Source organism: Kluyvera fluvialis (genome assembly GCF_059725275.1).
Map to the genome: position 1 here is coordinate 2,456,579 of NZ_AP046142.1, position 25,525 is coordinate 2,482,103.

Below are 25,525 nucleotides of genomic sequence, written 5' to 3' on the forward strand. Positions count from 1 at the left end.
GCGGTCAACCATATGACTTTCTTAAGTTAATAGAATGTTAATTGCGAGTTCTTGCTCGGCGAATAATCATGTTTTCCCGTATTGAATAAGCGAATTATGAGGGTCGATTGCTAAATTAAGGTAAATATCGCTGTCTATTGCCCCTATAACTCTTTATTTGGCATTTAATGCAAAAATAGTGTTTTCCGGCGCTAGATCACAATCGGTATTTTCAGTAGGTTATAGAGAGTTTGTTACTGTTTTATTTATTCAGGTTGTTCGCTTGTTAGGTCACTTACGGAGAACCCGCAATAAACTGACAAAACGGCAAACCCGCAAATAAGAACCGATGGAAGGGAATAGTTATGCGTATTGGTGTACCAAAAGAGAGGTGGGCCCAGGAAACGCGAGTCGCCGCGACACCCAAGACGGTGGAGCAGTTGCTTAAGCTCGGTTTCAGCGTGGCAATTGAAAGTGGTGCAGGGAAACTGGCAAGTTTTGATGATGACGCGTTTGTTAAGGCTGGGGCCGAAATCGTCGAAGGTGATGCCGTTTGGCAATCCGATGTGATCCTCAAAGTTAATGCGCCGCTGGATGAAGAAATTTCGAAACTGAATCCAGGTACAACGTTAATCAGCTTTATCTGGCCTGCGCAGAACGCTGCGTTAATGGAAAAACTGGCCGCGCGTGATATCAACGTGATGGCGATGGACTCCGTACCGCGTATTTCGCGCGCGCAGTCGCTGGATGCGCTCAGCTCTATGGCGAATATCGCCGGTTATCGTGCGATTGTGGAAGCCGCACATGAGTTTGGTCGTTTCTTTACCGGGCAGATCACTGCCGCCGGTAAAGTGCCGCCAGCCAAAGTGATGGTGATTGGCGCAGGTGTTGCAGGTCTTGCGGCGATTGGCGCTGCGAACAGCCTTGGCGCTATCGTGCGCGCGTTCGATACTCGCCCGGAAGTGAAAGAACAGGTGCAGAGTATGGGCGCTGAGTTCCTCGAACTGGACTTCAAAGAAGAAGCCGGTAGCGGGGACGGGTACGCCAAAGTGATGTCAGAAGCGTTTATCGCGGCTGAAATGGCGCTGTTTGCCGCTCAGGCGAAAGAGGTTGACATTATTGTCACTACTGCGCTGATTCCGGGTAAACCTGCACCGAAACTTATCACCCGCGAAATGGTTGACTCCATGACGCCGGGTAGCGTGATTGTTGACCTGGCTGCGCAAAACGGCGGTAACTGTGAATATACCGTTGCCAATGAAATCGTCACCACCGCCAGCGGCGTAAAAGTGATTGGTTATACCGACCTGGCAGGGCGTCTGCCAACACAGTCATCACAACTGTACGGTACTAACCTCGTTAACCTGCTGAAACTGCTGTGTACGGAAAAAGACGGCAATATTACGATTGATTTTGATGATGTCGTGGTGCGCGGCGTGACGGTTATCCGTGATGGCGAAGTGACCTGGCCGGCGCCGCCGATTCAGGTTTCAGCACAGCCAAAAGCGGCGCCAAAAGCTGCAGAAGCGCCAAAAGAAGCGGAAAAACCGGTATCGCCGTGGCGCAAATATGCGCTTATTGCGTTGGCGATTATTCTGTTTGGCTGGCTTGCTAACGTGGCACCGAAAGAGTTCCTCGGTCACTTCACCGTCTTTGCGCTCTCCTGCGTGGTGGGTTACTACGTGGTGTGGAACGTTTCTCATGCGCTGCACACGCCGCTGATGTCAGTCACCAATGCCATTTCCGGCATTATCGTGGTGGGGGCGTTATTGCAAATTGGCCATGGTGGCTGGGTAAGCTTCCTGAGTTTTATCGCGGTCCTGATCGCCAGTATTAATATTTTTGGTGGATTCACCGTTACTCAGCGAATGCTGAAAATGTTCCGGAAGAACTAAGGGGTAAGACATGTCTGGCGGATTAGTGACTGCGGCATATATCGTTGCTGCAATTCTGTTTATCTGTAGCCTGGCGGGGCTGTCCAAACACGAAACCTCGAAACAAGGTAACCTGTTTGGTATTTCCGGTATGGCTATTGCGCTGGTGGCGACCATTTTTGGCCCCGATACCGGCAACGTTGCGTGGATCCTCGTGGCGATGATTATCGGTGGGGCTATCGGTATTCGTCTGGCGAAGAAAGTCGAAATGACCGAAATGCCGGAGCTGGTGGCGATTCTGCACAGCTTTGTTGGTCTGGCAGCGGTGCTGGTGGGCTTTAACAGCTACCTGCAACACGAAACCGGCATGGAACAAATTCTGGCCAATATCCATTTGACCGAAGTGTTCCTCGGTATCTTCATTGGCGCGGTGACTTTCACCGGTTCTATCGTCGCGTTTGGTAAGCTGTGCGGTAAAATCTCTTCCAAACCGCTGATGCTGCCGAACCGCCATAAGCTGAACCTGGCGGCGCTGGTGGTCTCCTTTGTGTTGCTGGTGATGTTTGTTCGTACCGAAAGCGTGGGCTTGCAGGTGCTGGCACTGCTGATTATGACCGTTATCGCGCTGGCGTTTGGCTGGCATCTGGTGGCGTCAATCGGCGGGGCGGATATGCCGGTAGTGGTTTCAATGCTGAACTCCTACTCCGGTTGGGCGGCAGCGGCGGCGGGCTTTATGCTCAGCAACGACCTGCTGATCGTTACCGGTGCGCTGGTGGGGTCTTCCGGTGCGATCCTGTCGTACATCATGTGTAAAGCGATGAACCGTTCCTTCTTCAGCGTCATTGCCGGTGGTTTTGGCTCTGATGGTTCATCAACCGGTGGTGATGAAGAAGTGGGTGAGCACCGTGAGATCACGGCAGAAGACACCGCTGAAATGCTGAAAAACTCGCACACCGTTATCATCACCCCAGGCTATGGCATGGCGGTGGCACAGGCACAGTATCCGGTTGCGGAAATCACCGAGAAACTGCGCGCGCGCGGCATCAAGGTGCGTTTTGGTATTCATCCGGTTGCCGGACGTTTGCCGGGGCATATGAACGTGTTGCTGGCGGAAGCGAAAGTGCCTTACGACATCGTGCTGGAGATGGACGAAATCAACGATGATTTCTCCGACACTGACACCGTGCTGGTTATCGGCGCGAACGATACCGTAAACCCAGCCGCGCAGGACGACCCGAAAAGCCCGATTGCCGGGATGCCGGTTCTCGAAGTGTGGAAGGCGCAGAACGTTATCGTATTCAAACGCTCAATGAATACGGGCTACGCTGGGGTACAAAACCCACTGTTCTTTAAAGAGAACACGCAAATGCTGTTTGGCGATGCGAAGGCGAGCGTAGACGCGATTTTGAAAGCGCTCTAATCTACGCCTGATAAAATACGCCGCCACCTCTCTGAGGTTGGCGGCTTTTTTATTTTTCTGGTGATTGTTTTTGGTCAAAAAACGCGCATCAAACGGTGTTATACTGTGCAAACTCGTCCAAACCTATTGAGGAAGTTGTGGATACCGTGTTAACACCTGCACAACTGGCTGTCGAATTTCTCCGCCGTGATACTACCCCGTTAACCCCCGCGCAGTACCTGAAACGCGTTAAGCAACTTGAGCTGGAATTCGCTGATTTAATGTCGCTTTCCGCTATTGAATTAAAAGAAGAAATTGATTTCGCGTGGCGGCTTGGCCTTCATTGATGGGTGGGCGATAGATATCGAGGTGTTTAATATTTGCCCGCTGGGCGAAAAATTCCGTTCACCTGATGTTTTGTAGAACATGAAGCCGCTGTTCCTGTGAACGGGTCAAGGGGGACTGCCGAGTCCCCCTTGACAATCCCCTCGGCCCCGCAGGGAAATCGGTGCTTCGCACTGCGCTCGCCTGCGAAATCCAGCCTGCGGCACGGCGAAACTCGACTTCCTGTCTCGGTTCGCCTCAGCCCGCCATCCCTGGCGGTCTGACCTTGTCTTCCTTTCTCCGGCTCGCCGATTTCCATCGGGGACTCATCGGTTTCAGTAACTCTGGTTCTGGATGTTCATTCAAAGACCGCACTGACGTGGGTGGCGTCTAAATCGCCGAAGCGTTCTCTGGAGGCCGGGGCAGCCCACAGGGATGTGGGCTGAGGGCGCGGCTTTACAGGGATGTTGCCTCGCGCCCGACCCGAAAGCCGCAAGAGATAAGCTGAGGGAATCGCGAAGCGACGATTTTGCCGCCGGAGACTGGGGGGGCAGGGGGCGGCGGCGACTGGCCGCCCCTTGCGCGCTCTTTGCGCCCGAGCCTGTTATAGGGCATGGAGAGAAAAGAGCGCAACGAGTCACTAAACTTAAAAGTAAAACGTCCTTTAGCAGACAAGCAATGGGATATGCACTGGCTTTTTCTTGCCTGAGCGCTAGCTTAATCGTCTTCCTCGTCATCCATCTCAACAGGCGTCTGATAATCATTCGGCTTGATAGCTAACAAATCACAGCGCAAATGATCGATCACCTGTTCTGCAGTATTACCGAGGAAAGCCGCTGAAATACCGGTACGCCCAACCGTGCCCAACACCACAATACCGGCATCAAGATGCGCCGCCAAATCCGGGATAACCTCCTCAGGTAAACCTTTTTCGACATGGGTGAACTTCTCATCAATGCCAAATTTCTGACGCAGCGCTTTCATCGCAATCAAATGCTGACCGCGAATTGCATCGTTATAAACGCTCGGGTCAAAATCAGGTAGCTCGATGGCGATATTAATCGGAGTGACCGGATACGCGCCAATCACATGCACTTCAGTGTGGTTAACCTGATCTGCCAGTTCCAGCGTCTCTTGCACCAGTTTTTCGTTCAGCGCATTGTGGTACGCCTCTTCACTGGCAAGGTTGACCGCGACCAGGGCTTTGCCGCCTTCCGGCCACGGCTGATCTTTTACCATCCACACTGGGCACGGACATTTACGCAATAAATGCCAATCAGTTGGGGTGAAAATAACGGATTCCAGCTTGTCATGCTGGTGCGCCATTTTCAGCAGTAAATCATGACCACCGCTGATCACTTCCTGGATAATCGCCTCGAACGGACGGTTATGCCACACCACTTTAATTTCCAGCGGTACACCGGCTTCCAGATAGTATTTCGCCTGCTCTCGAATCCATGCGGTACGCTGGCTAATCACACCCTGTCGCATTGCGGTGCGCTCATCAGGAGACAAAAGGGTGGTCATTTCATAGGAAAAATCATAGATAGGCAAAAAGGCTTTGATACGCCCGCCAATCCGTTGATGCAGATAAACGGCGCGTCGCAGTGCGGGTTGATCGTCCTGGTTGGGATCGATAGCAACGAGCATATTTTGGTACTTGGCCATACAGGGTCTCCTTACAGCTGTAACCACAGTTTGTCAGTAAAAGATAACTCATATAGTGGGAATGAAACAGGGGGGAACACTAGCCAGATCAATAAATCAGGATAAATCACGATGTTTAAGCCTCCTGGCAGGCATTGGTTGAAGGCCGTCTAGCGGCGCAACGCCAGGCCGTTTTTCGTTTATTTATGAGCTAAAAAATTACTATAAGTAAAATCTCAAAAAAATAAAAAATAGTTAGTATCTGTGTGAATATTATTCATTGTTGAAAGACGTTAATGACTTGTGATGAATACAGATTACGGAATGCAATATAACGCTAATTTATTAATCTAAATGACGGTAAGAGTCATCATAATGCGTAACAGTTTCTAAACAGGTTGTGCTTATTCTTGTTTATTGCTTTAAAATCAAAAGGATAAAACAATATTTAACGCTGGTTACCTGCGCTTTATTTTATTTTTGAGACTCAATATGATGCGTCCACGGTTCAACGAAACCGTGTTTGACACTGCGCAAAAAGGAATTGAGGTATTTGAACGGAAAAAATGCGGTGACTAATTATAATCGTTATGATGATAGGGTATAAAATGAAGAGTGTTAAGGTGTTACGGGCTATTAGAGGACAAGATGAAAATTAAAAATATTGTACTCATAGCGATGGTCGGCGGGCTGTTTTGCCAGCCAGTTTTTGCCATCAGCGAAGCCTATCGCGCACAGTTGGAACGGTCTGGCTGCACACAGGTTGAGGATGCTAACGGAACGTGTAACGTTAAGCAAAATGTGCACCACGATGCCGCGCCGAAAAAAACGACGGCGGATAAACAACACGCGATGGAGCGCAACCTGGATAGCCATATCGCTGGGCGATACCAGGGGCAGGCGGTGGACTATATGGAAAAAGCCGGTTGGAAATCCGTCAATGCAGAGCGCACTCGCTGGCGTAATAAAGAAGGCTTAACGGCTGATTTTGATATGGCGGCATCAGGCAAAGTTGCCGGGGTTATCGTGCGATAACCGACAGGACACATGCAATGAGACAAGGATGTCTTTCCCGCCACCGTTATCGCTAAATCAATCCGTACAGCGGCATTGCGAAATGGGAAAATAGCGCCTTCACCAGGCCAATAAATCAGGGTGATTATTGACCTGGCAGGCGAAACAGACGAGGAGAGAGGGATTACGCGACGTTGCGTGTATGGCCGGCAAGCTCCGCCAACGCGTCGCCATTCTCGATGGTGATGTATTTGCCTTTTACTGCCAACATTCCACTTTTCTGGAAACGACCCAGCAGGCGGCTGATGGTTTCTACCGTCAGACCCAGATAGTTACCGATATCACCACGCGTCATGGTGAGGCGGAACTCACGCGGTGAGAAACCTCGTTGGGCGAAACGGCGCGACAGATTGTAGATAAAAGCCGCCAGGCGTTCTTCTGCGTTTTTCTTCGAAAGCAGCAGGATCATGTCCTGATCGCCTTTGATCTCCCCACTCATCAAACGCATCATCTGCTGACGCAGATTCGGCATTTTACCGGACAAATCATCCAGCGTTTCAAAGGGGATCTCACATACCATTGAGGTTTCCAGCGCCTGAGCAAAGCTCGGGTGGTGGCCAGTGCCAATGGCATCAAAGCCGACCAAATCGCCCGCAAGATGGAAGCCGGTAATCTGCTCATCACCTTGCTCGGTAATGGTATAGCTCTTAATCGTACCGGAACGAATGGCGTACAAAGACTTCAGTTCATCACCGGCTTTGAACAAGGTTTGCCCTTTTTGAATGGGCTTTTTGCGCTCGATAATATTATCCAGCTGATCAAGCTCATGCTCATTAAGAGTGAACGGGATGCAAAGCTGGCTGATGCTGCAATCCTGACAATGGATAGCACAACCGCCAGACTGAATGCGTCGTATAATTCGCTTTTCCGGGATCATAGGTCTGCTCAAGCCGTAATTGATATTAGTCAATTTTAACATCTTTTTGTTGAGCAGGTAAGTCTCGGTGTGGGGATTCACCTAATATTAAAACTGGATACCTGCTTTTTAAGCGGTATCCAGTTGATATATCAGAATAAAACTCCGAACTTCTTCCTTGCAGGTAGGTCGCCTGATGAAAAAAGGGCACAGAAAATCAAAGCAGAAGATAACCTTCATGGCGCAACAGCCACTCTTTACGCTGCACGCCGCCAGCGTAGCCGGTCATCGTGCCATTGCGGCCAATCACGCGGTGGCAGGGAACGACAATGCTCACGGGGTTTGAACCATTCGCTGCGCCAACTGCGCGCGCAGCCCCTGGTCGGCCGAGTTGCTCGGCTAACTGACCATAGTGCATGACCTGCCCACACGGAATGGTACGCAACGCATTCCAGACTTCGCGCTGAAAAGCTGTACCCGCAGTCGCTGTTGGCAGCGTTTCAATCACTGCCAGGTCGCCGTCAAAATAGTTCGCAAGCTGCTGGCTTAAGCCACCTGGGTTTCGGGCTGAGACACGGTTATAGCCTTCGCTGCGGTAATGGATATCGAGCAACTGCACCATGCGGTCGCTGTGCTCTTCCCACTCCACGGCGCGCAGATGGAAGTTTTCATCGCACAAAATCCACAACGGCCCAAGCGGGGTAGCAATTTTATCTTCGAGTAACGTCAGCATACGCGGTCTCTTTAATGATGTGCTCAATCAGCTAATTATTCCTGTGCCACACCATAGCACGCTAATGACTTCTCGCTCTATACCTCCAGAATGGTAACCATACAAATAAAGTGGTTTTTATTTTAACAAATAACGAAATAGCAAAAGTGGATAAGTAAAATAAAAATAGTGTGTAATGGAATGCGAGGAATATAAAAGGTAAACCAGGCGGGAAATGTAACATCCTGAAGCACAGGTTAAAGAAAATGAGTGATCTGGCGCAGAATAAAAATCGGGGTCTGTCGACATCGCCAGACCCCGCAGCAACCACACAACTGTATCCGTACCGTTTCCCACATTTTTCTCCGCACAGCGGGTATTACTATTTATAACTGCTCTTGATTTATTTTCCAGATAATTATTGATGATTTATTTCACGTAAATCATCTTTACTTTAAATCATTAATTCCTGATTTAATCTATTTAAGCACTCATTAATTCCTATAAGTAAATAATTAGTTGGCGATGATGATATTTCGCTTGCTGATTATTTACTCGAACAACGGAAAACGGATTGAGCGCGCCTGAACGCGCGGCTATAGTATGCGCCAGTTGTAACGAGGGGAGTTCTCATGAATCTTGACGACAAATCGCTGTTTCTCGGCGCGATGGAGGATGTCCAGCCGCTAAAACAGGGTAGCGATATTCACTGGCAGCCAGTGCGAAACTCCCGTACCCGGCAGCAAATTGACACACTGCAACTGGATAATTTTCTCACTACTGGTTTTCTCGACCTCGTCCCGCTGGCAACACCGCTGGAGTTCAAGCGCGAAGGGTTGCAAACCGGCGTGCTGGATAAACTACGCCAGGGGAAGTACAGCCAACAGGCGAGCCTTAATCTGGTGCACCAAATGGTTGAACAATGCCGACAAAACCTGTTTGCGTTTATCCACCAGGCGCAGCAGGAAAACCTGCGCAATGTGCTGATCATCCACGGCAAAGGGAAACAAGACGGCTCACATGCGAATGTGGTTCGCAGTTATCTTGCCCGCTGGCTAACGGAATTTGAGGACGTACAGGCATTTTGTGCAGCACTACCACACCACGGGGGCAGCGGTGCTTGCTACGTGGCGCTACGTAAATCGGCGGCCGCCAAACAGGAAAACTGGGAGCGGCACGCCAAACGCAGCCGCTAACGCATTAGCAAGCTCAGTTCAGACGCCGCTTTTTGCAACTCTGGCAACACCCGCTCAAGTAACTCCGTGGCGGAAACTTGCCCGGCATGGACGCCGACGTTTAGCGCTGCCTCTACCCGGCCATCCATATTAAACAGCGGTACGGCCAGTGAACGCAGCCCCATCTCCAGCTCCTGATCATTTAGCGCATACCCTTGTTGGCGCACCGCTTTCAGCTCACTGCGCAACTTGCTGACGGACGAAATCGTCTGCGGGGTATAGCGAATCATAGTAATACGCGCCAGCATATCGTTGAGCTTTTCTTCCGGCTGATGGCTTAACAGTACGCGCCCCATAGACGTTGACCACGCAGGTAAACGGCTGCCGATATCGAGGTCGATAGTCATAATGCGCGAACTGGATGCGCGGGCGATATACAAAATATCGTCGCCGTCCAGGGTGGCAATAGAGCAGGACTCATTCAGCATCTCGCTTAAATGTTTGAGTACCGGCTGCGCCGAGCGCGCCAGCGGCGTGGAAGCCAGCCAGGCGTGGCCCAGCGACAGAATTCGCGGGCGCAGTTGGAAATTTTTGCCATCTTCCGCATACACAAAACCCAGCTTACCCAGCGTATACAGGCAGCGACGCACTGCCGCGCGTGGGATCCCCGTTTTCTGGCTGATTTGCGAAATCGACAGCACCCGACGCTGCGGGGTAAACGCCTGAATCACCTCCAGCCCGCGCGCCAGCGAGGCCATAAAGTTCGGGTCGCCTTTAAACGGATCGCTATCGCCCGTCAAAATATCGTCTGGATGTTTCTCCATTTTTCTCTCCGTTTATGCCATCGATCACATTCTTACGCTAAACATACACGATGTTCGATAATCGCACCGTGTTTCGATTATCGCCCTTGACCCACATCGTTAAGCGGGTCACATTTTGTGCGAACAACGAATATAAGTGCGATAACCGCACATTAAGGAGCAACCTGATGATTGATAAAAGTGTGTCAACGTTGGCGGAAGCCGTCGCGGGTATCAACGATGGGGCGACGATTATGATTGGCGGTTTCGGGCCTGCTGGCCAGCCAACGTGGCTTATTGATGCCCTGATTGAGCAAGGCGCGCGCGACCTGACCATCATCAATAACAACGCCGGTAACGGCGAGATTGGCCTGGCGGCGCTGCTCAAAGCCGGACGCGTGCGCAAAATGATCTGCTCATTCCCACGCCAGGTTGACTCGCAGATTTTTGACGACCTGTACCGTCGCGGTGAAGTGGAGCTGGAGCTGGTTCCTCAGGGTAATCTGGCGGCACGCATTCAGGCCGCCGGGGCGGGGCTGGGTGCTATCTTCACCCCAACGAGCTACGGCACACCGCTGGCGGAAGGCAAAGAAACGCGGGAAATCGATGGCCGCCACTACGTGCTGGAATATCCCATTAAAGCCGATTTCGCGCTGATCAAAGCCCACCAGGCTGACCGCTGGGGCAATCTGGTGTACCGCAAAGCGGCACGTAACTTTGGCCCTATCATGGCGACGGCGGCGAAAACCACCATCGTAGAAGTGTCGAAACAAGTCTCGCTGGGTGAACTGGATCCAGAAAATATCATCACCCCAGGGATTTTCGTTCAGCGTGTGTTCTCTCTGGAATCTCTCACCGCCCAGGCGCTGCGCGCCTAAGGAGCCGACGATGCAAAAACTTTCACGTGATGATATGGCAAAACGGGTAGCCCAGGATATCCCGGAAGGCGCATACGTAAACCTCGGTATCGGCCTGCCAACTCGCATCGCTAACTACCTGCCAGCGGATAAAGAAGTCTTTCTGCACAGCGAAAACGGCCTGCTGGGGATGGGGCCGAAACCCGCGCCAGGCGAAGAAGACCCGGAGCTGATTAACGCCGGAAAAGAGTACGTTACGCTGCTACAGGGCGGCTGTTATTTCCATCACGGCGACTCCTTCGCCATGATGCGCGGCGGCCACCTCGACATCTGTGTGCTGGGCGCTTATCAAGTTTCCGCCACCGGCGACCTGGCCAACTGGAGCACCGGCGCGCCGGATTCCATTCCCGCCGTCGGTGGCGCGATGGATTTAGCTGTGGGCGCGCGTCAGGTCTTTGTCATGATGGAGCACCTAACCCGCGACGGCGAGTGCAAGCTGGTTGAATATTGCACCTACCCGCTAACGGGCGTGGGCTGCGTTAGCCGCATCTATACGGATCTGGCGGTCATTGATATTACCGCGCAAGGCCCGATAGTGCGTGAAATTGTTAACGGCCTATCTTTCGATGAATTACAACGGATTACGCCAGTTACCCTGACTTACGACACCGTCGCGGAAATCGCCTAAGGAATTATGATGAATCAAGCATTTATCTGCGACGCCATCCGCACACCTTTTGGTCGATTTGGTGGTACGCTGGCATCAGTACGCGCCGACGATTTAGCGGCGCTGCCGCTGAAAGCCTTGCTGGAGCGGAATCGCGGGTTAGATCCCGCGTGTATTGATGACGTGATTTACGGCTGTGCTAATCAGGCGGGGGAAGATAACCGCAACGTCGCGCGCATGGCGCTACTGCTGGCGGGGCTGCCGGAGAGTGTCCCGGGGAGCACCGTTAACCGTTTGTGCGGATCCAGCCTTGATGCTATTGGCATAGCGGCGAGGGCGATTAAAAGCGGTGAAACCCAACTGATGATTGCCGGTGGGGTGGAAAGCATGTCGCGTGCGCCGTTTGTCATGGGCAAAGCGGAAAGCGCTTTTAGCCGTAGCATGAAGATGGAAGACACCACGATCGGCTGGCGCTTTATCAACGCGCAAATGAAAGCGCGTTATGGCGTGGATTCCATGCCGGAAACGGCGGAAAACGTCGCGATGGAGTTCGCGATTTCACGCGCAGACCAGGATGCGTTTGCACTGCGTAGCCAACAGCGAACCGCCGAGGCGCAGGCAAACGGCATCTTTAATGACGAATTAGTGCCGGTGTGGGTTCCACAGCGCAAAGGCGACCCGCTGTGCTTTGCGCACGATGAGCACCCGCGCAGCACCACGCAAGAGGCGCTGGCAAAGTTAAAAGGCGTGGTGCGCGCGGATGGTTCAGTCACCGCCGGGAATGCATCCGGCGTGAACGATGGCGCGTGTGCGCTGCTGTTAGCGAGCGAACTGGCGATGGTGCAACATGATTTGCAGCCCCTGGCGCGCGTAGTGGGCATTGCTAGCGCAGGCGTTGCGCCGCGCATTATGGGTTTTGGCCCGGCTCCGGCGGTGCGTAAAGTGCTGGCACAAACGGGCCTGACGCTTTCGCAGATGGACGTTATCGAGCTGAACGAAGCCTTTGCCGCCCAGGCGCTGGCGGTACTGCGAGACTTAGGGCTGCCGGATGACGCCGCGCATGTGAACCCGCACGGTGGGGCGATTGCGCTGGGCCATCCACTCGGCGCATCCGGTGGGCGGCTGGCGATGACGGCGGCCTATCAGCTGCGCCGCACCGGTGGGCGCTATGCGCTGTGCACCATGTGTATCGGTGTCGGTCAGGGGATTGCGCTGATTATTGAACGTGTATAAGGAGCAGGAATGAGTTTATTGACCCCGCTATTGCGTACCCGTGCACTGACGGGCTTTTTTAGCGATGAGCAAATCGTGCGGGGCATGTTGGACTTTGAAGCGGCGCTGGCGAGCGCGCAGGCGCAGTGCGGGGCAATACCGGCAAGTGCGGTGGGGGCTATTCACGCCGCTTGTCGGGCCGAGCTGATCGATTTCACCGCCTTATCAACGGCAGCCGCCAATGCCGGAAACCTGGCGATTCCGCTGGTAAAACAACTGACGCAGCGCGTCAAAGCGGAGGACGCAGACGCCGCGCGTTACGTCCACTGGGGGGCGACCAGCCAGGATGCTATCGACACCGGAATGGTGCTGCAACTGCGCCAGGCGTTAGACGAAACACAAACGCGGCTTCAACGCCTGATGCAGGTTTTAGCTCAACAAATCGCCCGCCATCAACAGACGCTGATGGTCGGGCGCACCTGGATGCAACATGCGCTGCCGATCACTTTTGGCCTGAAACTGGCGGGCGTGCTCGACGCGCTTCTGCGCTGGCAAGAACGCCTTACGCAATTGCGCCCACGCGTGCTGGCGCTGCAATTTGGCGGCGCGGCGGGGACGCTCGCCTCACTGGGCGAGCAGGGGCCAGCGGTGGCGCAACAATTAGCAAATACACTGGAACTGAATCTGCCGGATACTCCGTGGCACAGCCAGCGCGATAGAGTGATTGAAATCGCGGGCTGGTATGCGGGTGTCTGTGGTACGTTGGGGAAATTCGCCAACGACTTTTCACTGATGATGCAAACGGAAGTCGGCGAAGTCAGCGAACCGATTGCCGAAGGGCGCGGCGGTTCTTCCGCCATGCCGCACAAACGTAACCCCGTAAGCTGTGCGGCGATTCTCGCGGCAGTGGCGCGCACACCGGGGCTGATGGCAACGCTGTACGCCAGCCAAATTCAACAACATGAACGTGCGTTGGGGGGCTGGCAAGCCGAGTGGGAAACGCTGCCGGAACTGATCATGCTGGCAGGTGGAGTGCTGGAAAACAGCGAATATCTCCTTTCAGGAATGCAGGTTAACGTTCAGCAAATGCGCGATAACCTGGATATCACCCACGGCCTGATCATGGCGGAATCCGTCACTCAGGCGCTGGCAGCGTTTATCGGCAAAGCCGACGCGCATCATCGAATAGAGAAAATTTGCCACCGGGCAATGGCACAGGATTGCCCACTACAACCGTTGCTGGAAAACGACCCGCTGGTAAGCCAGCATCTTTCTCCATCGCAACTCAGCCAACTGCTGAACCCGGCGAATGCCCTCGGCAGTACGGAAAACTATGTGCGTCAAGTTCTGGCGCGCTTTCAGGAGCAGGGACATGAACATCCATTATCGCTTTGATGGCCCGGAAAATGCACCGGTGCTGGTGTTATCGAACTCGCTAGGAACAACGCTCTCAATGTGGGATGCTCAAATCCCCGCATTGACCGAGCATTTCCGCGTATTGCGCTACGATACCCACGGCCATGGGCAAACCACCAAACATGGAAAGGTGACGTTGTCACAATTGGGCGAAGACGTCATTACGCTTCTCGACCACCTCAACATCGCGCAAGCCTATTTTTGCGGGATCTCAATGGGCGGTCTGACGGGGCTTTGGTTGGCGCGCTTTGCCCCGGAACGCTTTAAGGCCATTGTGGTTGCCAACACGGCGGCGAAAATTGGCGATCAGGCGGGGTGGTTATCACGCGCGCGTACCGTGCGTAGCGAAGGCATGGGCGTTGTCGCCGCTGGAGCCGCCGAGCGCTGGTTTACTCCGCATTTCCGCCAGCATCAACCGGCGGTGGTTGAACCGTTGTGCCACCAACTGGCGAACGCCAATGCCGAAGGTTATGCCGAATGCTGTGACGCGCTAGCCGCTGCCGACTTGCGCGCCGATATTGCTGCCATTTCGCTGCCGCTGCTGATCATCGCCGGTGTACATGACCCGGTCACGACGATCGCCGATGCGGATTATCTGCAACAGCAGATTTCGGGCGCGTTTATGGTTGAGCTGCAAGCCTCGCATTTATCCAACATTGAAGACAGCGACGAGTTTAGCGCGGCGCTGATTGCCTTTCTGGAGCGAGACAATGGACGATAACGACCGCTATCAGCAGGGGCTGGCGGCGCGACGTAAAGTGCTGGGCGATGCTCACGTAGACCGCTCGCTGGAAAACCTCTCGCCGCTGAACGAGGAGTTTCAGAACTTTATAACCCGCTATGCATGGGGGGAAACCTGGACGCGTCCCGGCCTCGACCATCACACTCGCAGTATGATTACGATTGCGATGTTGATTGCCCTGAACCGCGAAGCTGAGTTGAAAATGCACTTGCGAGCCGCGTTCAATAACGGCGTCACTCGCGATGAACTCAAGGAGCTTATCATGCATTCGGCGTTGTACTGCGGGCTACCGGCCGCAAACGCCACAATGCATCTGGCGCAACAGGTGTTCGATGAAATCGATGCGGGCTAATTTCAACATGTGTTGAAATTTATAATTTTGTTGAATTGAAAAATGGGCGGTGCTATCGTCAAAACCCCTTTGAACTGTGGAGTTTTGTGATGGCACTCGTCCGTTATCCCACCAATAAGCCTTTTCCCTTTTCTGATGCTGTCGCGGCAAACGGCTTCCTGTTCCTTTCGGGGCAGGTTTCTATGACGCAAGACGGACAGCCGCTACATGGCACGATCACCGAGCAGGTAAACCGTATTATGACGTCAGTGACTGAAACACTGGCGCGCGGCGGCCTGGAGATGAGTGACGTCGTGCGCGCCCAGGTATGGCTCAGCGATATGGCGCATTTTGCCGAGTTTAACCAGGCCTGGCGGACATGGTTTTCCGAAGGTTTCCCAAGCCGCAGCGTGACGACCAGTAAACTGGCATTCGATCTTGACGTTGAGATTGAATTCCAGGCGGCGTCACGATGAGAAAAGATCTTAACCTGATCCTGGCGACCCTGACGGCATCGCTTGATGCATTAAAAGCCACCTTACCGGCAAATACCGAAGTCGTATTACACGACCTCACTCAACCAAAATCATCGGTCGTCGGCATTATCAACGGCCACGTCAGCGGACGTCAGGTAGGTGACGGCTTGCTCAGCGGGCCAGAAGAAGATGACGGTTTTTTAGGGCTTATTGAAGAGCGCCAGGAACCTTTATCATCGCGAGTTTATAGCGGCTATAACTCCTACACTCGTGGCGGCAAACCGCTGAGCAGCGCCTCGACGCTGTACTACGATAAACAAGGGAAAGCGATAGCCGCGTTCTGTATCAACGTCGATATGGACCCCGTCATTCGTTTCCGCCGTGAACTGGATTACCTGGTCTCCGGCATGTCGGCAACCCAAACGCCTACGCCTGAGGTGCGCTCACTCCCGGAACAGTCGATTAAAGAATTACTGGCACGTTTTGAAGCTGAACCGTCGGAAACACCGAAAGCCTTCCGTCTGCGAGTTGTGACTGAGTTACATGCAATGGGCATTTTCAAGATTAAAGGTAGCGTCAACGAGATTGCCCACGCACTCGGCGTGACTCGCTACACCATCTATAACTATCTGGATCAAATTAATGGACAATAATTCAACCACCACATTGCCGTTCTATCAGGTTGATGCGTTTACGTCACAGCCGTTTGGCGGTAATCCGGCGGGCGTTTGTCCGTTGACGGAATGGCCTGAAGACCATGTGCTACAGGCGATTGCGATTGAAAACAACCTCTCTGAAACCGCGTTTTTCGTGCCGATTGAAGGCGGTTTCCACCTGCGCTGGTTTACTCCTGGTGTTGAAGTTGACCTCTGTGGTCATGCGACGCTTGCGACCTCGTGGGTCCTGTTTAACTTACTGGATTATCCTGGCAAAACGCTGCGCTTCACGACCCGTAGCGGCCTTCTGACCGTGACGCGCGATGGTGACGAGCTGTGCATGGATTTCCCAACCAAGCCGCTGTACCCGATTAGCGAACCGCAAGGGCTGCTGGATGCGCTGGGTATCACCGAAGGGGTGGAAGGTTTCTGGCTGTCGGACGACATCGTGGTGCTGGTAAACGACAAAGCGATTATCGAAAAACTGTCGCCAGATTTTAGCCTGCTGAAGCACTTTAAAGCGCGCGGCGTGATTGTGACGGCGGCAGATAACGAATTCGATTTTGTCTCACGCTGGTTTGGCCCACAGGTTGGGGTGAATGAAGATCCGGTGACCGGTTCGGCGCACACCTGGCTTGCGCCATTCTGGGCGCAACGCTTAGGTAAAACCTCGCTGTTGGCGCAGCAGGGCGGTGCGCGTAAAGGTACGCTGCGTTGTGTCCTGGGTGATGAAGGCCGAGTGTCGCTGTATGGCAAGGCGCGTCTGATGATTTCTGGGCAATTTTATCTGTAAGCGTGATCGCTTAATTATAAAATAAAACTCAGCTCCATTATTATCGGTTCTCGGTTTTTTATTGATGAAATAAATGGAGAACCGATAAGTAAAATACCTTATATGGTCATGTCTACGCTGCTCTGTATGCCACTGATGCTACAGGGCAGCGCCTCGCTACCATCAACGGGAATCACGACCCGTCCACATCTGCGACTTACTATCAATATGTGTTGTGCGCCGGTAAAACCACGGCGCGGATTGGCACAAACTGCGCTGTGTACCGATGGCGACCATAAAACAGTTATTTATTGGACTGGTCAATAGGTTATGCCGTATTGTGACGGGGAATAACGAGGTATGGAATTCGACATTAATTACATATGCTAACCCGCTTACTGAAAATAGAGGGATATTAAGTGACAAGTAAGATACCAGGAAAATTGCTTATTTTGGCGGGGCTATTTTTTTCTACAACAGCTCTGGCAGTGCCAACACAAAATGAAGATGTCGCGTCATTGATTAATCAGCGTTTGTCTTACATGAAGGACGTTGCAGGAGCCAAAGCGAACAATCATCTTGCCATCGAGGATTTAACTCAGGAAGCAAAAGTATTATCAAGCACAGTGCTCGAAGCAGAAAAGTTGGGATTAGATGGTGAGTCGGTAAAAATTTTTATACAGGCGCAAATGGATGCTGCCAAGGCAATTCAATACCGCTATCGTGCTGAATGGTTATCTATACCTGAAAAAGGCTGGCAGCCTGAGCCACTGGAGGAAGTAAGAAGAAAGGTTAGTGCCTTAAACACCAACATTCTTACTGAGGTCAGTACGAAATTAGCCATGGATTATCGCTTTACTGATAAAACCGCTTTCATGAAAAGGCTTGACCAGGCTCACTTAAAAGATAGCGATAAAGAACGTCTGTGGTATTCGTTGAAACAAATTGCTTTGAAAAAATAGGTTATACATTATTAACATAAGAGATCGATTTATTTCTTATTTTACTAGTTCTTATTTTACTGATGCTATCAGCCTCCTTTTATGGAGGCTGTAGCTCCGCTTTTTTATTTTCAGCTAATGTGAGCTGATAAGTAGGGGAAATGGAGGTTTCCCAGCGGTGCAACACCGCCGGAGAAAATCAATGTTAAAACAACAGTTCGTGAGGTTGGGTTTTCAGCGTCACCGTTGAACTAATTCCTGATGCTGTTATTGAGGTAACATACTTTCTATAATTCTTTGGGCTAGTATTTCTGGCTGCAGTTGACCGAGAGAAATTGGCTCTTTATTTACAATGGATTTTTTAGCGTCAAGGTATTCTTCATTGTTAATCGCCTTTGCATCAAAAAAATAGGTGTTTCCTTTGTCCATCTCTATATCGGTATAGTTGACTCTGGCGATATGATGCAGCTCGAAGTTAAAATAGTCTGGATGGTGGTTCTCCAGTATTTGTCTTGTTTTTCTTTTTATCTCAAGGAGTTTGCTTATGTTGTTTTCACCGATGCCACTTGTCATAACCCCCTCTCCTCCAGACTTATGAGATTGGACGGAAAAGTAGTCTAACTTATAAACCAAAGAGTTAGCCTTGTGCCCGAAGGAGTAATATATCGTTAATATACTCTCGACGTCAGATGAGTAATTGTTAACGGAATACCCCTCATTTGTGATGGTGATTTTTTCAGATCCTGTAGGAATATAGTCTTTTGTATATAGTTGTCCTTTATCTAAAACGAAAAGTGGGGCGTATTCAAGTTTTGAAATTCTATTCTGTTTTTCACTTATGGTATAGGTGAAATATATTGTTGCCAGAGCTAATAAAACTTGAGCGCAAGTGGCAAAAATATTGAATCTACTGATGGTTTCTCCGGTGTATTTTCTCCGGTAAACATGATTCCTAAAGTAAAAATTGACACGTGTTCTGTGCAGGTTTATGCGCTTGTTTTTCATGCGTTATATCCTTCAAATGACGAAGAGGTCAGAGGTAGTCGTTAGCGGGGGTTAGGCTATTTCATGATGCAGATTTTGCACGCCTTTTTTTCGCTTTTGAAAGTGGCTCACATCCTTGTGAGCACTGAGGGTTACGGCAGCAATGCGCGCAACTGGCGCTGGGCGTCGTCGCTTAAATGCAGCAGATTAACGGCGTTTCCGGTGTCGGTCGTCCGGGCGTACAGCGCCACTAACCAGTCGTAAACGTAGCGTGTTGCAGCATGGACAGGCTGCTCGCCAAGCTGTGTCAGGCGTTCACCGGCGCTGGCGGCGGGTTGCTCAAAAATCGCGAGGCCTTCCGCGACACGGCTTGCCGGGCGTTGGGATACGGGCTGCTCGGCATAACCCAACCAGTTGATAAAGTTTCCCATTGTCGCCCGAAGCTGCGCGGCGCCTGCCTGCTGTTCGGCGCTGACGCGGCGAAGCTGCTGGGCTAAATCCTGTTGCTGACTTGCGGCAAGCAACGACAGCATAAGCTGTTGCTGGGTGGCGGGCGTGAGCTGCGGATGCGGCTGGCGGCTCCACTGGCGCAGGTGTTTGCACCACAGCGCATAGGCTTGTGAACCGCTATCCTGCTGCGATAACGGGCTGTGCTGCGGCGCTTGCGGGGCAGCGAATAAGTCCACCGTTTCATTGAACAGGCCGCTGACTTTTTCCTCGCGCTGTTGCTGCACCTGGCACAGTGCCTCAAAGGCGCTGTGAGCCGGAAGCAGGCTTTCCAGCAGTTCGCCGTGGCGAGATGCATGCCCCTGCAATTCGCGGATCATCGCTTGTGCTTGTGCGGCGTCATGCTGTGTTGAAGCCAATAACGGCTGGCACAGCGCGCGGAGTTGTTGCTGATAACGGCTTGCCATCGCACTAAAGCGGCGCTGGCGTAAATCGGGCTGCGTGGCTTGCGATAACCACTCGATCAGGCGCTGTAAACTGCTGTGATCCAGCGCTTGTAGCGTGCCCCAGTGTTGGCCCGGTTTCCCCACCAACTGCTGAATGGCCTCATCAAAATGGCGCTGATGCACAAAGCGGTCATCTTCGGGCGTAATCGCCCAGACCAGCCCGGGCAGCTTATTCTCCTGCGTCGGTTGGGTTTCATTCACCCAGCGCAGCAGCGCTTTTGCCATCGAGGGAATCGCCCGCCGCTGTGACGTTGCGTTACAGACCAGCAGAATATCCGGCTGGCGCTGTTGGCGATAATGATCAAGTAACCAGCGGCATTTACAGGCCCACAGCGGTGAGTCATCGGTTATCGGCGGCAGCGGAATATCAATAATATCGACGTTATCCAGCACTCCGTGCTCGGCGCTGAGCACCAGTTCCACGCACAGCAGCGCCAGCGTCGCCACCGGAATACTTACCGCATTCTGTTGGCCTTCGGCGGTTAATGGATGCACCAGCACGGCATCGTCGCTGTCGCCGCCGGGGGTTAGAAATGCGTCCATCGGCAGGGTAAACGCATCGACCAGCAGACTCAGTGGCGCCATTACTTCCCGACGATTCCCCGCCTGATGCAACGTATGCGCTAGCGCCAGCCACTGCTGGGTTATCTCGTGTTGCTCGCCCCACAATAGCGACCACGCCCGGGCGCGGGCGGTGAGATCCAACGACGGCAGCAGGTGTGCAAACTGATACCACAACCCATCATCAATTTGCTGATACGACGACGGCAGCGTGTCACGCCAGAAGCGGGCGATTGCCGCGATTTCCACAGGCGTAATACCAGGCACGAGCTGCGGTTGCCGTAGGCTTTGCCAGCCGCGTAGCCGCGTGGCGATAACGTCGCTGTCCGGTGGGCGAACATCGCCACGCTGGAAGGCATGGGCGATAAACAGTTGTACCAGTTCGGCTTCGCTGATAAGCCGCAGGCGCAGCGGGAAGGCGTCGTCCGGCGTGGGCTGTTCGCGGCTAAAACGCAGCGCCATTTGGGTCAGACTGTGCCCTGGGTTGATATGGCTGAAGTAATCCAGCGTTTTGCTCCCAGCCAGCACAGACAAGCGGCCATCGCCGCTGCCGCATAGTGTGCGCAATAAATGCGCTTTTGAGGCCTGTGAATGGCCGAATAACGCAATGCTGGCGCGGCATTGTTGCGTGTCGCGGTGCGCCTGTTGCTGGGCATCCAGCGCCAACAGGCGAATCAACAGCGCATCGGCATCATCATCCAGCGCCGGATGCGTTTGTCGCGTGGCGGCGAGCCAGTCCATTACCGCAGGTAAAGTGGTCATTTGAGAAATACGCTCCCGCTATCTATCCAGTAATGGCTACCGCTGTGGCGGCGGTCAGCCAACGTATTGAGCTTGAGGGTGAGGGCATCCGGCGATACCGGTGTGCCGTCCTGTAGCCAGGCCTCGCTGAGGACAAAAGAGTGCGGCGCTTCGTGTTTGCTGCCGCCCTCAAGTTTAAGCCGCACCTGAAGCACGCCGTCACCAGCAATCGCTTTCGCCAGTTCTGGCGAGTTAATACTCAGGGTATACAGCGGCGTCGCTGGCCAGCGGGTGTTGGCCAGTTGGCGGAAGCCTAGCGTGACATTACCGCGCAGCGGGAAGTGCAGGCGGGCGTCAAGTTTTGCGCCCGGTTTATCGAGATCGAGGCTGTGATACCAGATATTCTCATCGCGCAGGGTGTTCACGGTTTTATCCAGCACACCGAGATAACGCACCGTGGAGTACGCGCCGATATCCGCCGCTTTAAAGTTAAAGTGCGGCAGGCGCAGGTTGAGTGCCAGGCTGCACAGCATCGCGCCCACCGCCGCTGTGGATTTCGGGTTGCCAATGCGCCCTTGCTGGCTGAATGGATACCATTCATGAACGTGATATTTATCCAGCCACACCATGCGGTTAACCGGCACGGGTTGCAGGTAACGAATTAACGCCTGCACGCCGGGCAGGCAGCCTGGACGCCCGGTGACAAGCAGCACATCGCAGGAATAGTGCGAAATCGCTTCACACAGCGCGTGCAGCGGCCCCGCGAGGGTAAACTCGCCCGCCAGCATCGCATCTTGCAGATGGCTAAAGGTGACTTCCATCGGCACGGCGAGCAGGTCGAACGGCGCACTGCCTGCTGGCAGTGCGTGCTCAATGGCCTGGCTTACGTAGTTCATCACATTGCGCGTCGGCGTCTGCGGCAATAACTCGCCGAAAGTGGCATGAAGCCCCGCCAGCGGATCACGCACATCGCACTGCTCCCACGCGGCAAGAATGGCGTGACCGATGGGCATAAACAGTTGAAGCGTCGTTTGCTGGCGCAATACCGCCTGCGTGTCCAGACGGCCGGAGTCGCCAAACAGCGTTGCCATCAGCGCCGGGGCATCGGGCACGCCGGATTTTTGCAACTGAGTTTGCAGCGCAGGCAGCACGCAGCGCTGGATGATATCCAACAGCACGTCGTCACCGGCTATCTTAAAGCCTTCGCGAAACAGCAGCCGGGGCGTGATTTTGACGTTACCGCCAATGCCGTCATCCAACTGATATTGGGCGATCGCCATATCGGTCGTGCCGCCGCCGAGATCAAGCGAGGCAATGCGTAGCGCACGCCCCGCGCCAACGCCGGGCTCCGCTGGCCTGTCCGGGCGCGCCATTGCGGCAAACAGCGCCTCGGTTTGCCCGGAAAAATGAGAGATCGCCTCGTTATACAGCCACACCAGTTGCCCGCAGCTTGCTTCATCCCACTCCATATGAATTTGCGGAATAGGCACAACGCTTTGTGCTGGCTGGCGCGTGTTGGCAAAGTCGTCATCCTGCGGATGCCAGCCCATAGCTTTCCAAACCAGCGCAATGGCTTCAAACATGCGGCGGCGGAAAATTTCCCGCTCTTGCTTCGGCATTGCTGACGGCAGGGTAAGGATCAAGGTGCGTAGCTGGCGTGGCGAGGCCGGAAAGCCCAGACGCAAACGGGTGGCGACGCTGTTAATTTGCCCCAGCGCCTGTGCCAGCAGCTCACACAGCATATGGGTCATCAGTGTGCTACGGCTGTACTGCGGCGAAAACACCGGCATCCGCTCATCTGGCGGCAGGGTAAACAGCGGCTGGCCTTCGTCATTCATCAGGTTCATCAGCGGGAAGGCGGTCGCCAGCGGTTCGCGCTGGGTTTTACTGTTCATCTGGCTAAAGCGCCAGTCTTGTACGGTGGGGGTTTCATCCCACAGATAGCGGCGTGGGCTGGAAATACCGCTATAGCCTTCAGTGCCCAAGCGTTGCATCGCCAGTTTGCGGGCTTCGTCGCCCACGCGCACCAGCGACGGCCAGATAAAAGCGTCTTCACGGCCACTTTCCACCGAAAAATGCTGCTTGCCGAAGCGAGATTCTGAAAACTCGACTCGGCTGGTAAACAGCGGGGCGTTGAGGTATTGCGGCTCGCTCAGCGAGCGCACCTGTAGCTCGGCGGTTTGGCGCAGGCCATCGTTGGCGTCACCGTGATCTTCGATAATCACCCCGCAGGTGTGCGTGTTGCCGACATCGAGAATCAAATCAACTGGGATCGCGGGCGTGCTGAGTGTACCCGTGACCATTTTGATTTCCGGCACGGTAAGCTGTTCGCCCAGCAAGGCCAGAATATTCAGCCAGTGGCCCTGGTATTCAAAGCAGCGCAACGCCTGAGACACATCGCGTTCGCTACGGGTTTCGTGGTGCGCAACGCTCTGCTGGAACACTTCGCGTAGCCAGCCGTCAATCCAAGTTTGGTCGAGGAAGTCGGCAATTTCATCGTCGCGCCAGGCGAGCGCAAAACGCGTGCCGTTCAGTAGGTCGTTGGCGACGGGCGATAACGCCATTCCCGCCTCGTCGCCAATCTGGCTATCGAACGCCAGCGTCACGCGGTGAGTGTTGCCTGCGCTGTCGGCTTGCGCCAGTTTACGAATTTGCACCCGCGCCCAGTTATCCGGGCCTTCCACAAAAGTGCGCGGCGGGTTAAAGCGTAAAAAAGGCAGCGGTAGCCACACACCATCGAGCAGGGTAAGTGACTGGTTCAGGTTGAGCGTAGACTCCGGTTTAACCACTTCCGCCGCGCGGCCGGGTTCACCGGGTAGCGTGTAGCGTTGATTGACGACATCGTAGTTAAGGCGCAGTAACGGGCCGTTGGCGGTTTTGCGCACGAAGCGGCCATTTTGTAGCGACTCTTGCGGGCTAAGGCCGAAGTCGAGGAACTGTACGCCGCTGTTGGCAATCAGCGTAACGCTTTGTTTGTAATCGCAAAGAGTAACCAGCATGGTTTACGCTCCCGTCTTTTTAAAGGTTAGCGGCACGACGGTTTTGGCATCGAATCGTGCGCTACAGACGGCAACGTTGCTGTCGCCAGGTTTACAGCTAATTTCCGGCAGCGGATACCGCGCGCCATCGCTGCACAGGGCATTACCCCGGCTTTTGATCATCAGCTCGCCGTTTTGATGCAGGCCAGAGAAAATCGCCGCGCGGCACACAATATTGCCTTCACGCACCAGGCGGGCAGTGCCTTTATTGTTCTGAATCTGATAGCGCAGGCTTGGGGCTTTGCCGCTGTGGGCGTCGCTGATGTCCATATGTATGCGCCAGTTACCGTCGAGGAAATGGGTTTTACCCGCGCGCATCTGGCTGGCATCCATCACCAGCGCATCTTTAGGGATAACGGCAATCACCACCGGTTTGGCTTCCGGCTCGACGATGACCGGCGCGGTTACGCTGGCATGATGCAGCGGCAGGGTGTTTATCAGCGCTGGCATTGCGGGCGCTTTGCTGATGGTGGTCACCGGAGCGACCGGTTCAGACTCGGCCTGTGAGGCTGGCGTCATTAATGGCACAGCGATAGCCACTGCCGCAACGGCGGCTGCCAGCGGCAGGCTCCACATCCAGTATGCCCGGCGCGTTTTCTCGGGCGTTTCGATAACCAACGGCGGCTGAGGCGCAGCGGGTACTTCAGGCGCTAACGCCTGGATATCTATCCGTGGTGCGTCGGCAGCCAGCAGCGGCGCGTCGGCTTCGCTGAAATTCACCACCGTCGCATCATCTTCTTCAACCTCAGGCACTTCGCTGATCATCGGTTCTTCTGGTTCCACCGGTTCAACGTGACGCAGGCAGTCGAGCGCATCTTCGCGTGCGCCTTCGTTGAGGTTTACAAACCCCCAGAAGCTGATAACGGGTTTACCATCGACCAAAAACAGGTGATTTTCACCAGGGAACTGCAAGGCTTTTTCCAGCAATGCGCCGAACAACTGCTGTGCGGTCTTTTCAGATTGCCGACACTTTTTGCTCAGCGTTCGGGCGCTGTCCTGCAAGCCTTCTAAATAGTGCAGGGCGCGGGTGCGTTGTTCTTCGTCAGCCGCTTTCCAGTTGACGACCACGCCATTAAGCGGCGAATACCAGTCAACCCGGTCGCCTTCGTCATTCAACTGCGGTATCGCCAGGTAGTCAGCCAGCGCGTTGTGTTTACGTAAACGCAGGGTTTCGCGTACCTGCAATGCACAATGAAATACCGTTTGCCCGCCGCCGCCCACGGCCTGGAAATCATCAAGACTTCCGCTGCGTAAAAGAGTTTTTGCCACGTTCCTGTCCCATAGACTTCTTCACGGCATTACTTTACGCAAAGCAAAATGCAACAAACGGCGAAA

At 53.6% G+C, this 25,525-nt stretch carries 23 protein-coding genes; 15 read left to right on the plus strand and 8 right to left on the minus strand.

Annotation, left to right across the window (positions count from 1 at the left end):
* Positions 1–344 precede the first annotated feature (344 nt).
* From pntA to AC6I4B_RS11755, 3 genes are all read left to right on the plus strand, one after another.
* Positions 345–1,874, plus strand: a complete 1,530-nt coding sequence (pntA, locus tag AC6I4B_RS11745; protein WP_497771868.1) for a Re/Si-specific NAD(P)(+) transhydrogenase subunit alpha — start codon at positions 345–347, stop codon at positions 1,872–1,874.
* Positions 1,875–1,884: 10 nt separating this feature from the next.
* Positions 1,885–3,273, plus strand: a complete 1,389-nt coding sequence (pntB, locus tag AC6I4B_RS11750; RefSeq protein WP_497771869.1) for a Re/Si-specific NAD(P)(+) transhydrogenase subunit beta — start codon at positions 1,885–1,887, stop codon at positions 3,271–3,273.
* A 137-nt stretch (positions 3,274–3,410) separates the two neighbouring features.
* A complete protein-coding gene (locus tag AC6I4B_RS11755) occupies positions 3,411–3,599 on the plus strand; it encodes a YdiH family protein (RefSeq protein WP_497771871.1) in 189 nt (62 codons plus the stop codon).
* Positions 3,600–4,293: 694 nt separating this feature from the next.
* Here the strand turns inward: AC6I4B_RS11755 and uspE are convergent.
* Positions 4,294–5,244, minus strand: a complete 951-nt coding sequence (gene uspE, locus AC6I4B_RS11760; protein WP_497771873.1) for a universal stress protein UspE — start codon at positions 5,242–5,244, stop codon at positions 4,294–4,296.
* A 627-nt stretch (positions 5,245–5,871) separates the two neighbouring features.
* Here uspE and AC6I4B_RS11765 point away from each other — a divergent pair.
* Positions 5,872–6,258 (plus strand): hypothetical protein, encoded by a 387-nt coding sequence (locus tag AC6I4B_RS11765; RefSeq protein ID WP_497771874.1) that lies wholly within the window; start codon positions 5,872–5,874, stop codon positions 6,256–6,258.
* A 163-nt stretch (positions 6,259–6,421) separates the two neighbouring features.
* On the opposite strand, the gene fnr is transcribed toward AC6I4B_RS11765, so the two are convergent.
* Positions 6,422–7,174 carry a fumarate/nitrate reduction transcriptional regulator Fnr gene (fnr, locus tag AC6I4B_RS11770; protein WP_497772124.1) on the minus strand — a complete coding sequence of 251 codons (753 nt, stop codon included), beginning with the start codon at positions 7,172–7,174 and terminating at the stop codon, positions 6,422–6,424.
* Between the two features lie 196 nt (positions 7,175–7,370).
* The gene (ogt, locus tag AC6I4B_RS11775) at positions 7,371–7,886 is read right to left on the minus strand and encodes a methylated-DNA--[protein]-cysteine S-methyltransferase (RefSeq protein ID WP_497771876.1); all 516 of its coding nucleotides are present in this window, start codon (positions 7,884–7,886) and stop codon (positions 7,371–7,373) included.
* 611 nt (positions 7,887–8,497) lie between these two features.
* Here ogt and smrA point away from each other — a divergent pair.
* Positions 8,498–9,061, plus strand: coding sequence for a DNA endonuclease SmrA (gene smrA, locus AC6I4B_RS11780; RefSeq protein ID WP_497771877.1), 564 nt, complete (start codon positions 8,498–8,500; stop codon positions 9,059–9,061).
* Here smrA and AC6I4B_RS11785 read toward each other — a convergent pair.
* Positions 9,058–9,864, minus strand: a complete 807-nt coding sequence (locus AC6I4B_RS11785) for an IclR family transcriptional regulator domain-containing protein (RefSeq protein ID WP_497771879.1) — start codon at positions 9,862–9,864, stop codon at positions 9,058–9,060. The two genes, smrA and AC6I4B_RS11785, sit on opposite strands and share 4 nt — an antisense overlap.
* Before the next feature lie 167 nt (positions 9,865–10,031).
* Here AC6I4B_RS11785 and AC6I4B_RS11790 point away from each other — a divergent pair, with 167 nt between their 5' ends.
* From AC6I4B_RS11790 to AC6I4B_RS11835, 10 genes are all read left to right on the plus strand, one after another.
* On the plus strand, positions 10,032–10,721 hold the full coding sequence (locus AC6I4B_RS11790) for a 3-oxoacid CoA-transferase subunit A (protein WP_497771881.1): 690 nt from the start codon (positions 10,032–10,034) through the stop codon (positions 10,719–10,721).
* A 10-nt stretch (positions 10,722–10,731) separates the two neighbouring features.
* Positions 10,732–11,388 (plus strand): 3-oxoacid CoA-transferase subunit B, encoded by a 657-nt coding sequence (locus tag AC6I4B_RS11795; protein WP_497771882.1) that lies wholly within the window; start codon positions 10,732–10,734, stop codon positions 11,386–11,388.
* A 9-nt stretch (positions 11,389–11,397) separates the two neighbouring features.
* Positions 11,398–12,600 carry a 3-oxoadipyl-CoA thiolase gene (gene pcaF, locus AC6I4B_RS11800; protein WP_497772125.1) on the plus strand — a complete coding sequence of 401 codons (1,203 nt, stop codon included), beginning with the start codon at positions 11,398–11,400 and terminating at the stop codon, positions 12,598–12,600.
* A 9-nt stretch (positions 12,601–12,609) separates the two neighbouring features.
* Positions 12,610–13,974, plus strand: coding sequence for a 3-carboxy-cis,cis-muconate cycloisomerase (locus AC6I4B_RS11805; protein ID WP_497771884.1), 1,365 nt, complete (start codon positions 12,610–12,612; stop codon positions 13,972–13,974).
* Positions 13,952–14,716, plus strand: a complete 765-nt coding sequence (gene pcaD / locus AC6I4B_RS11810; RefSeq protein ID WP_497771885.1) for a 3-oxoadipate enol-lactonase — start codon at positions 13,952–13,954, stop codon at positions 14,714–14,716. Before AC6I4B_RS11805 ends, pcaD begins: the two co-directional genes overlap by 23 nt.
* Complete coding sequence (pcaC, locus tag AC6I4B_RS11815) at positions 14,706–15,089, plus strand: 4-carboxymuconolactone decarboxylase (RefSeq protein ID WP_497771887.1); 384 nt, start codon at positions 14,706–14,708, stop codon at positions 15,087–15,089. Before pcaD ends, pcaC begins: the two co-directional genes overlap by 11 nt.
* Positions 15,090–15,178: 89 nt before the next feature.
* The gene (locus tag AC6I4B_RS11820) at positions 15,179–15,544 is read left to right on the plus strand and encodes a RidA family protein (protein ID WP_497771888.1); all 366 of its coding nucleotides are present in this window, start codon (positions 15,179–15,181) and stop codon (positions 15,542–15,544) included.
* Positions 15,541–16,197, plus strand: a complete 657-nt coding sequence (locus tag AC6I4B_RS11825; RefSeq protein WP_497771890.1) for a helix-turn-helix transcriptional regulator — start codon at positions 15,541–15,543, stop codon at positions 16,195–16,197. The genes AC6I4B_RS11820 and AC6I4B_RS11825 overlap by 4 nt, the downstream gene beginning before the upstream one ends.
* Positions 16,187–16,993, plus strand: coding sequence for a PhzF family phenazine biosynthesis protein (locus AC6I4B_RS11830; RefSeq protein ID WP_497771892.1), 807 nt, complete (start codon positions 16,187–16,189; stop codon positions 16,991–16,993). Before AC6I4B_RS11825 ends, AC6I4B_RS11830 begins: the two co-directional genes overlap by 11 nt.
* A gap of 398 nt (positions 16,994–17,391) precedes the next feature.
* Positions 17,392–17,934, plus strand: coding sequence for a chorismate mutase (locus tag AC6I4B_RS11835; RefSeq protein ID WP_497771893.1), 543 nt, complete (start codon positions 17,392–17,394; stop codon positions 17,932–17,934).
* Positions 17,935–18,180: 246 nt separating this feature from the next.
* Here AC6I4B_RS11835 and AC6I4B_RS11840 read toward each other — a convergent pair whose 3' ends face one another.
* The 4 genes from AC6I4B_RS11840 to AC6I4B_RS11855 all read right to left on the minus strand — a co-directional run bounded on the left by AC6I4B_RS11840 (position 18,181) and on the right by AC6I4B_RS11855 (position 25,459).
* Entirely contained in the window at positions 18,181–18,918 is a 738-nt protein-coding gene (locus AC6I4B_RS11840) for a hypothetical protein (RefSeq protein WP_497771895.1), read from the minus strand.
* Between the two features lie 131 nt (positions 18,919–19,049).
* Entirely contained in the window at positions 19,050–21,173 is a 2,124-nt protein-coding gene (locus AC6I4B_RS11845) for a virulence factor SrfC family protein (protein WP_497771897.1), read from the minus strand.
* Positions 21,170–24,151 (minus strand): virulence factor SrfB, encoded by a 2,982-nt coding sequence (locus tag AC6I4B_RS11850; protein WP_497771898.1) that lies wholly within the window; start codon positions 24,149–24,151, stop codon positions 21,170–21,172. The genes AC6I4B_RS11845 and AC6I4B_RS11850 overlap by 4 nt, the downstream gene beginning before the upstream one ends.
* A gap of 3 nt (positions 24,152–24,154) precedes the next feature.
* Positions 24,155–25,459, minus strand: a complete 1,305-nt coding sequence (locus tag AC6I4B_RS11855; protein WP_497771900.1) for an SrfA family protein — start codon at positions 25,457–25,459, stop codon at positions 24,155–24,157.
* Positions 25,460–25,525 lie beyond the last annotated feature (66 nt).

Coding starts and splice junctions, on each gene's coding strand:
- AC6I4B_RS11820 (WP_497771888.1), top strand. CDS start 15,179: ATGGCACTCGTCCGTTATCCCACCAATAAGCCTTTTCCCTTTTCTGAT.
- pcaF (WP_497772125.1), top strand. CDS start 11,398: ATGAATCAAGCATTTATCTGCGACGCCATCCGCACACCTTTTGGTCGA.
- AC6I4B_RS11795 (WP_497771882.1), top strand. CDS start 10,732: ATGCAAAAACTTTCACGTGATGATATGGCAAAACGGGTAGCCCAGGAT.
- AC6I4B_RS11830 (WP_497771892.1), top strand. CDS start 16,187: ATGGACAATAATTCAACCACCACATTGCCGTTCTATCAGGTTGATGCG.
- AC6I4B_RS11765 (WP_497771874.1), top strand. CDS start 5,872: ATGAAAATTAAAAATATTGTACTCATAGCGATGGTCGGCGGGCTGTTT.
- AC6I4B_RS11850 (WP_497771898.1), bottom strand. CDS start 24,151: ATGCTGGTTACTCTTTGCGATTACAAACAAAGCGTTACGCTGATTGCC.
- smrA (WP_497771877.1), top strand. CDS start 8,498: ATGAATCTTGACGACAAATCGCTGTTTCTCGGCGCGATGGAGGATGTC.
- AC6I4B_RS11785 (WP_497771879.1), bottom strand. CDS start 9,864: ATGGAGAAACATCCAGACGATATTTTGACGGGCGATAGCGATCCGTTT.
- pcaD (WP_497771885.1), top strand. CDS start 13,952: ATGAACATCCATTATCGCTTTGATGGCCCGGAAAATGCACCGGTGCTG.
- fnr (WP_497772124.1), bottom strand. CDS start 7,174: ATGATCCCGGAAAAGCGAATTATACGACGCATTCAGTCTGGCGGTTGT.
- AC6I4B_RS11840 (WP_497771895.1), bottom strand. CDS start 18,918: ATGAAAAACAAGCGCATAAACCTGCACAGAACACGTGTCAATTTTTAC.
- AC6I4B_RS11790 (WP_497771881.1), top strand. CDS start 10,032: ATGATTGATAAAAGTGTGTCAACGTTGGCGGAAGCCGTCGCGGGTATC.
- pntB (WP_497771869.1), top strand. CDS start 1,885: ATGTCTGGCGGATTAGTGACTGCGGCATATATCGTTGCTGCAATTCTG.
- ogt (WP_497771876.1), bottom strand. CDS start 7,886: ATGCTGACGTTACTCGAAGATAAAATTGCTACCCCGCTTGGGCCGTTG.
- pntA (WP_497771868.1), top strand. CDS start 345: ATGCGTATTGGTGTACCAAAAGAGAGGTGGGCCCAGGAAACGCGAGTC.
- pcaC (WP_497771887.1), top strand. CDS start 14,706: ATGGACGATAACGACCGCTATCAGCAGGGGCTGGCGGCGCGACGTAAA.
- AC6I4B_RS11845 (WP_497771897.1), bottom strand. CDS start 21,173: ATGACCACTTTACCTGCGGTAATGGACTGGCTCGCCGCCACGCGACAA.
- AC6I4B_RS11805 (WP_497771884.1), top strand. CDS start 12,610: ATGAGTTTATTGACCCCGCTATTGCGTACCCGTGCACTGACGGGCTTT.
- uspE (WP_497771873.1), bottom strand. CDS start 5,244: ATGGCCAAGTACCAAAATATGCTCGTTGCTATCGATCCCAACCAGGAC.
- AC6I4B_RS11825 (WP_497771890.1), top strand. CDS start 15,541: ATGAGAAAAGATCTTAACCTGATCCTGGCGACCCTGACGGCATCGCTT.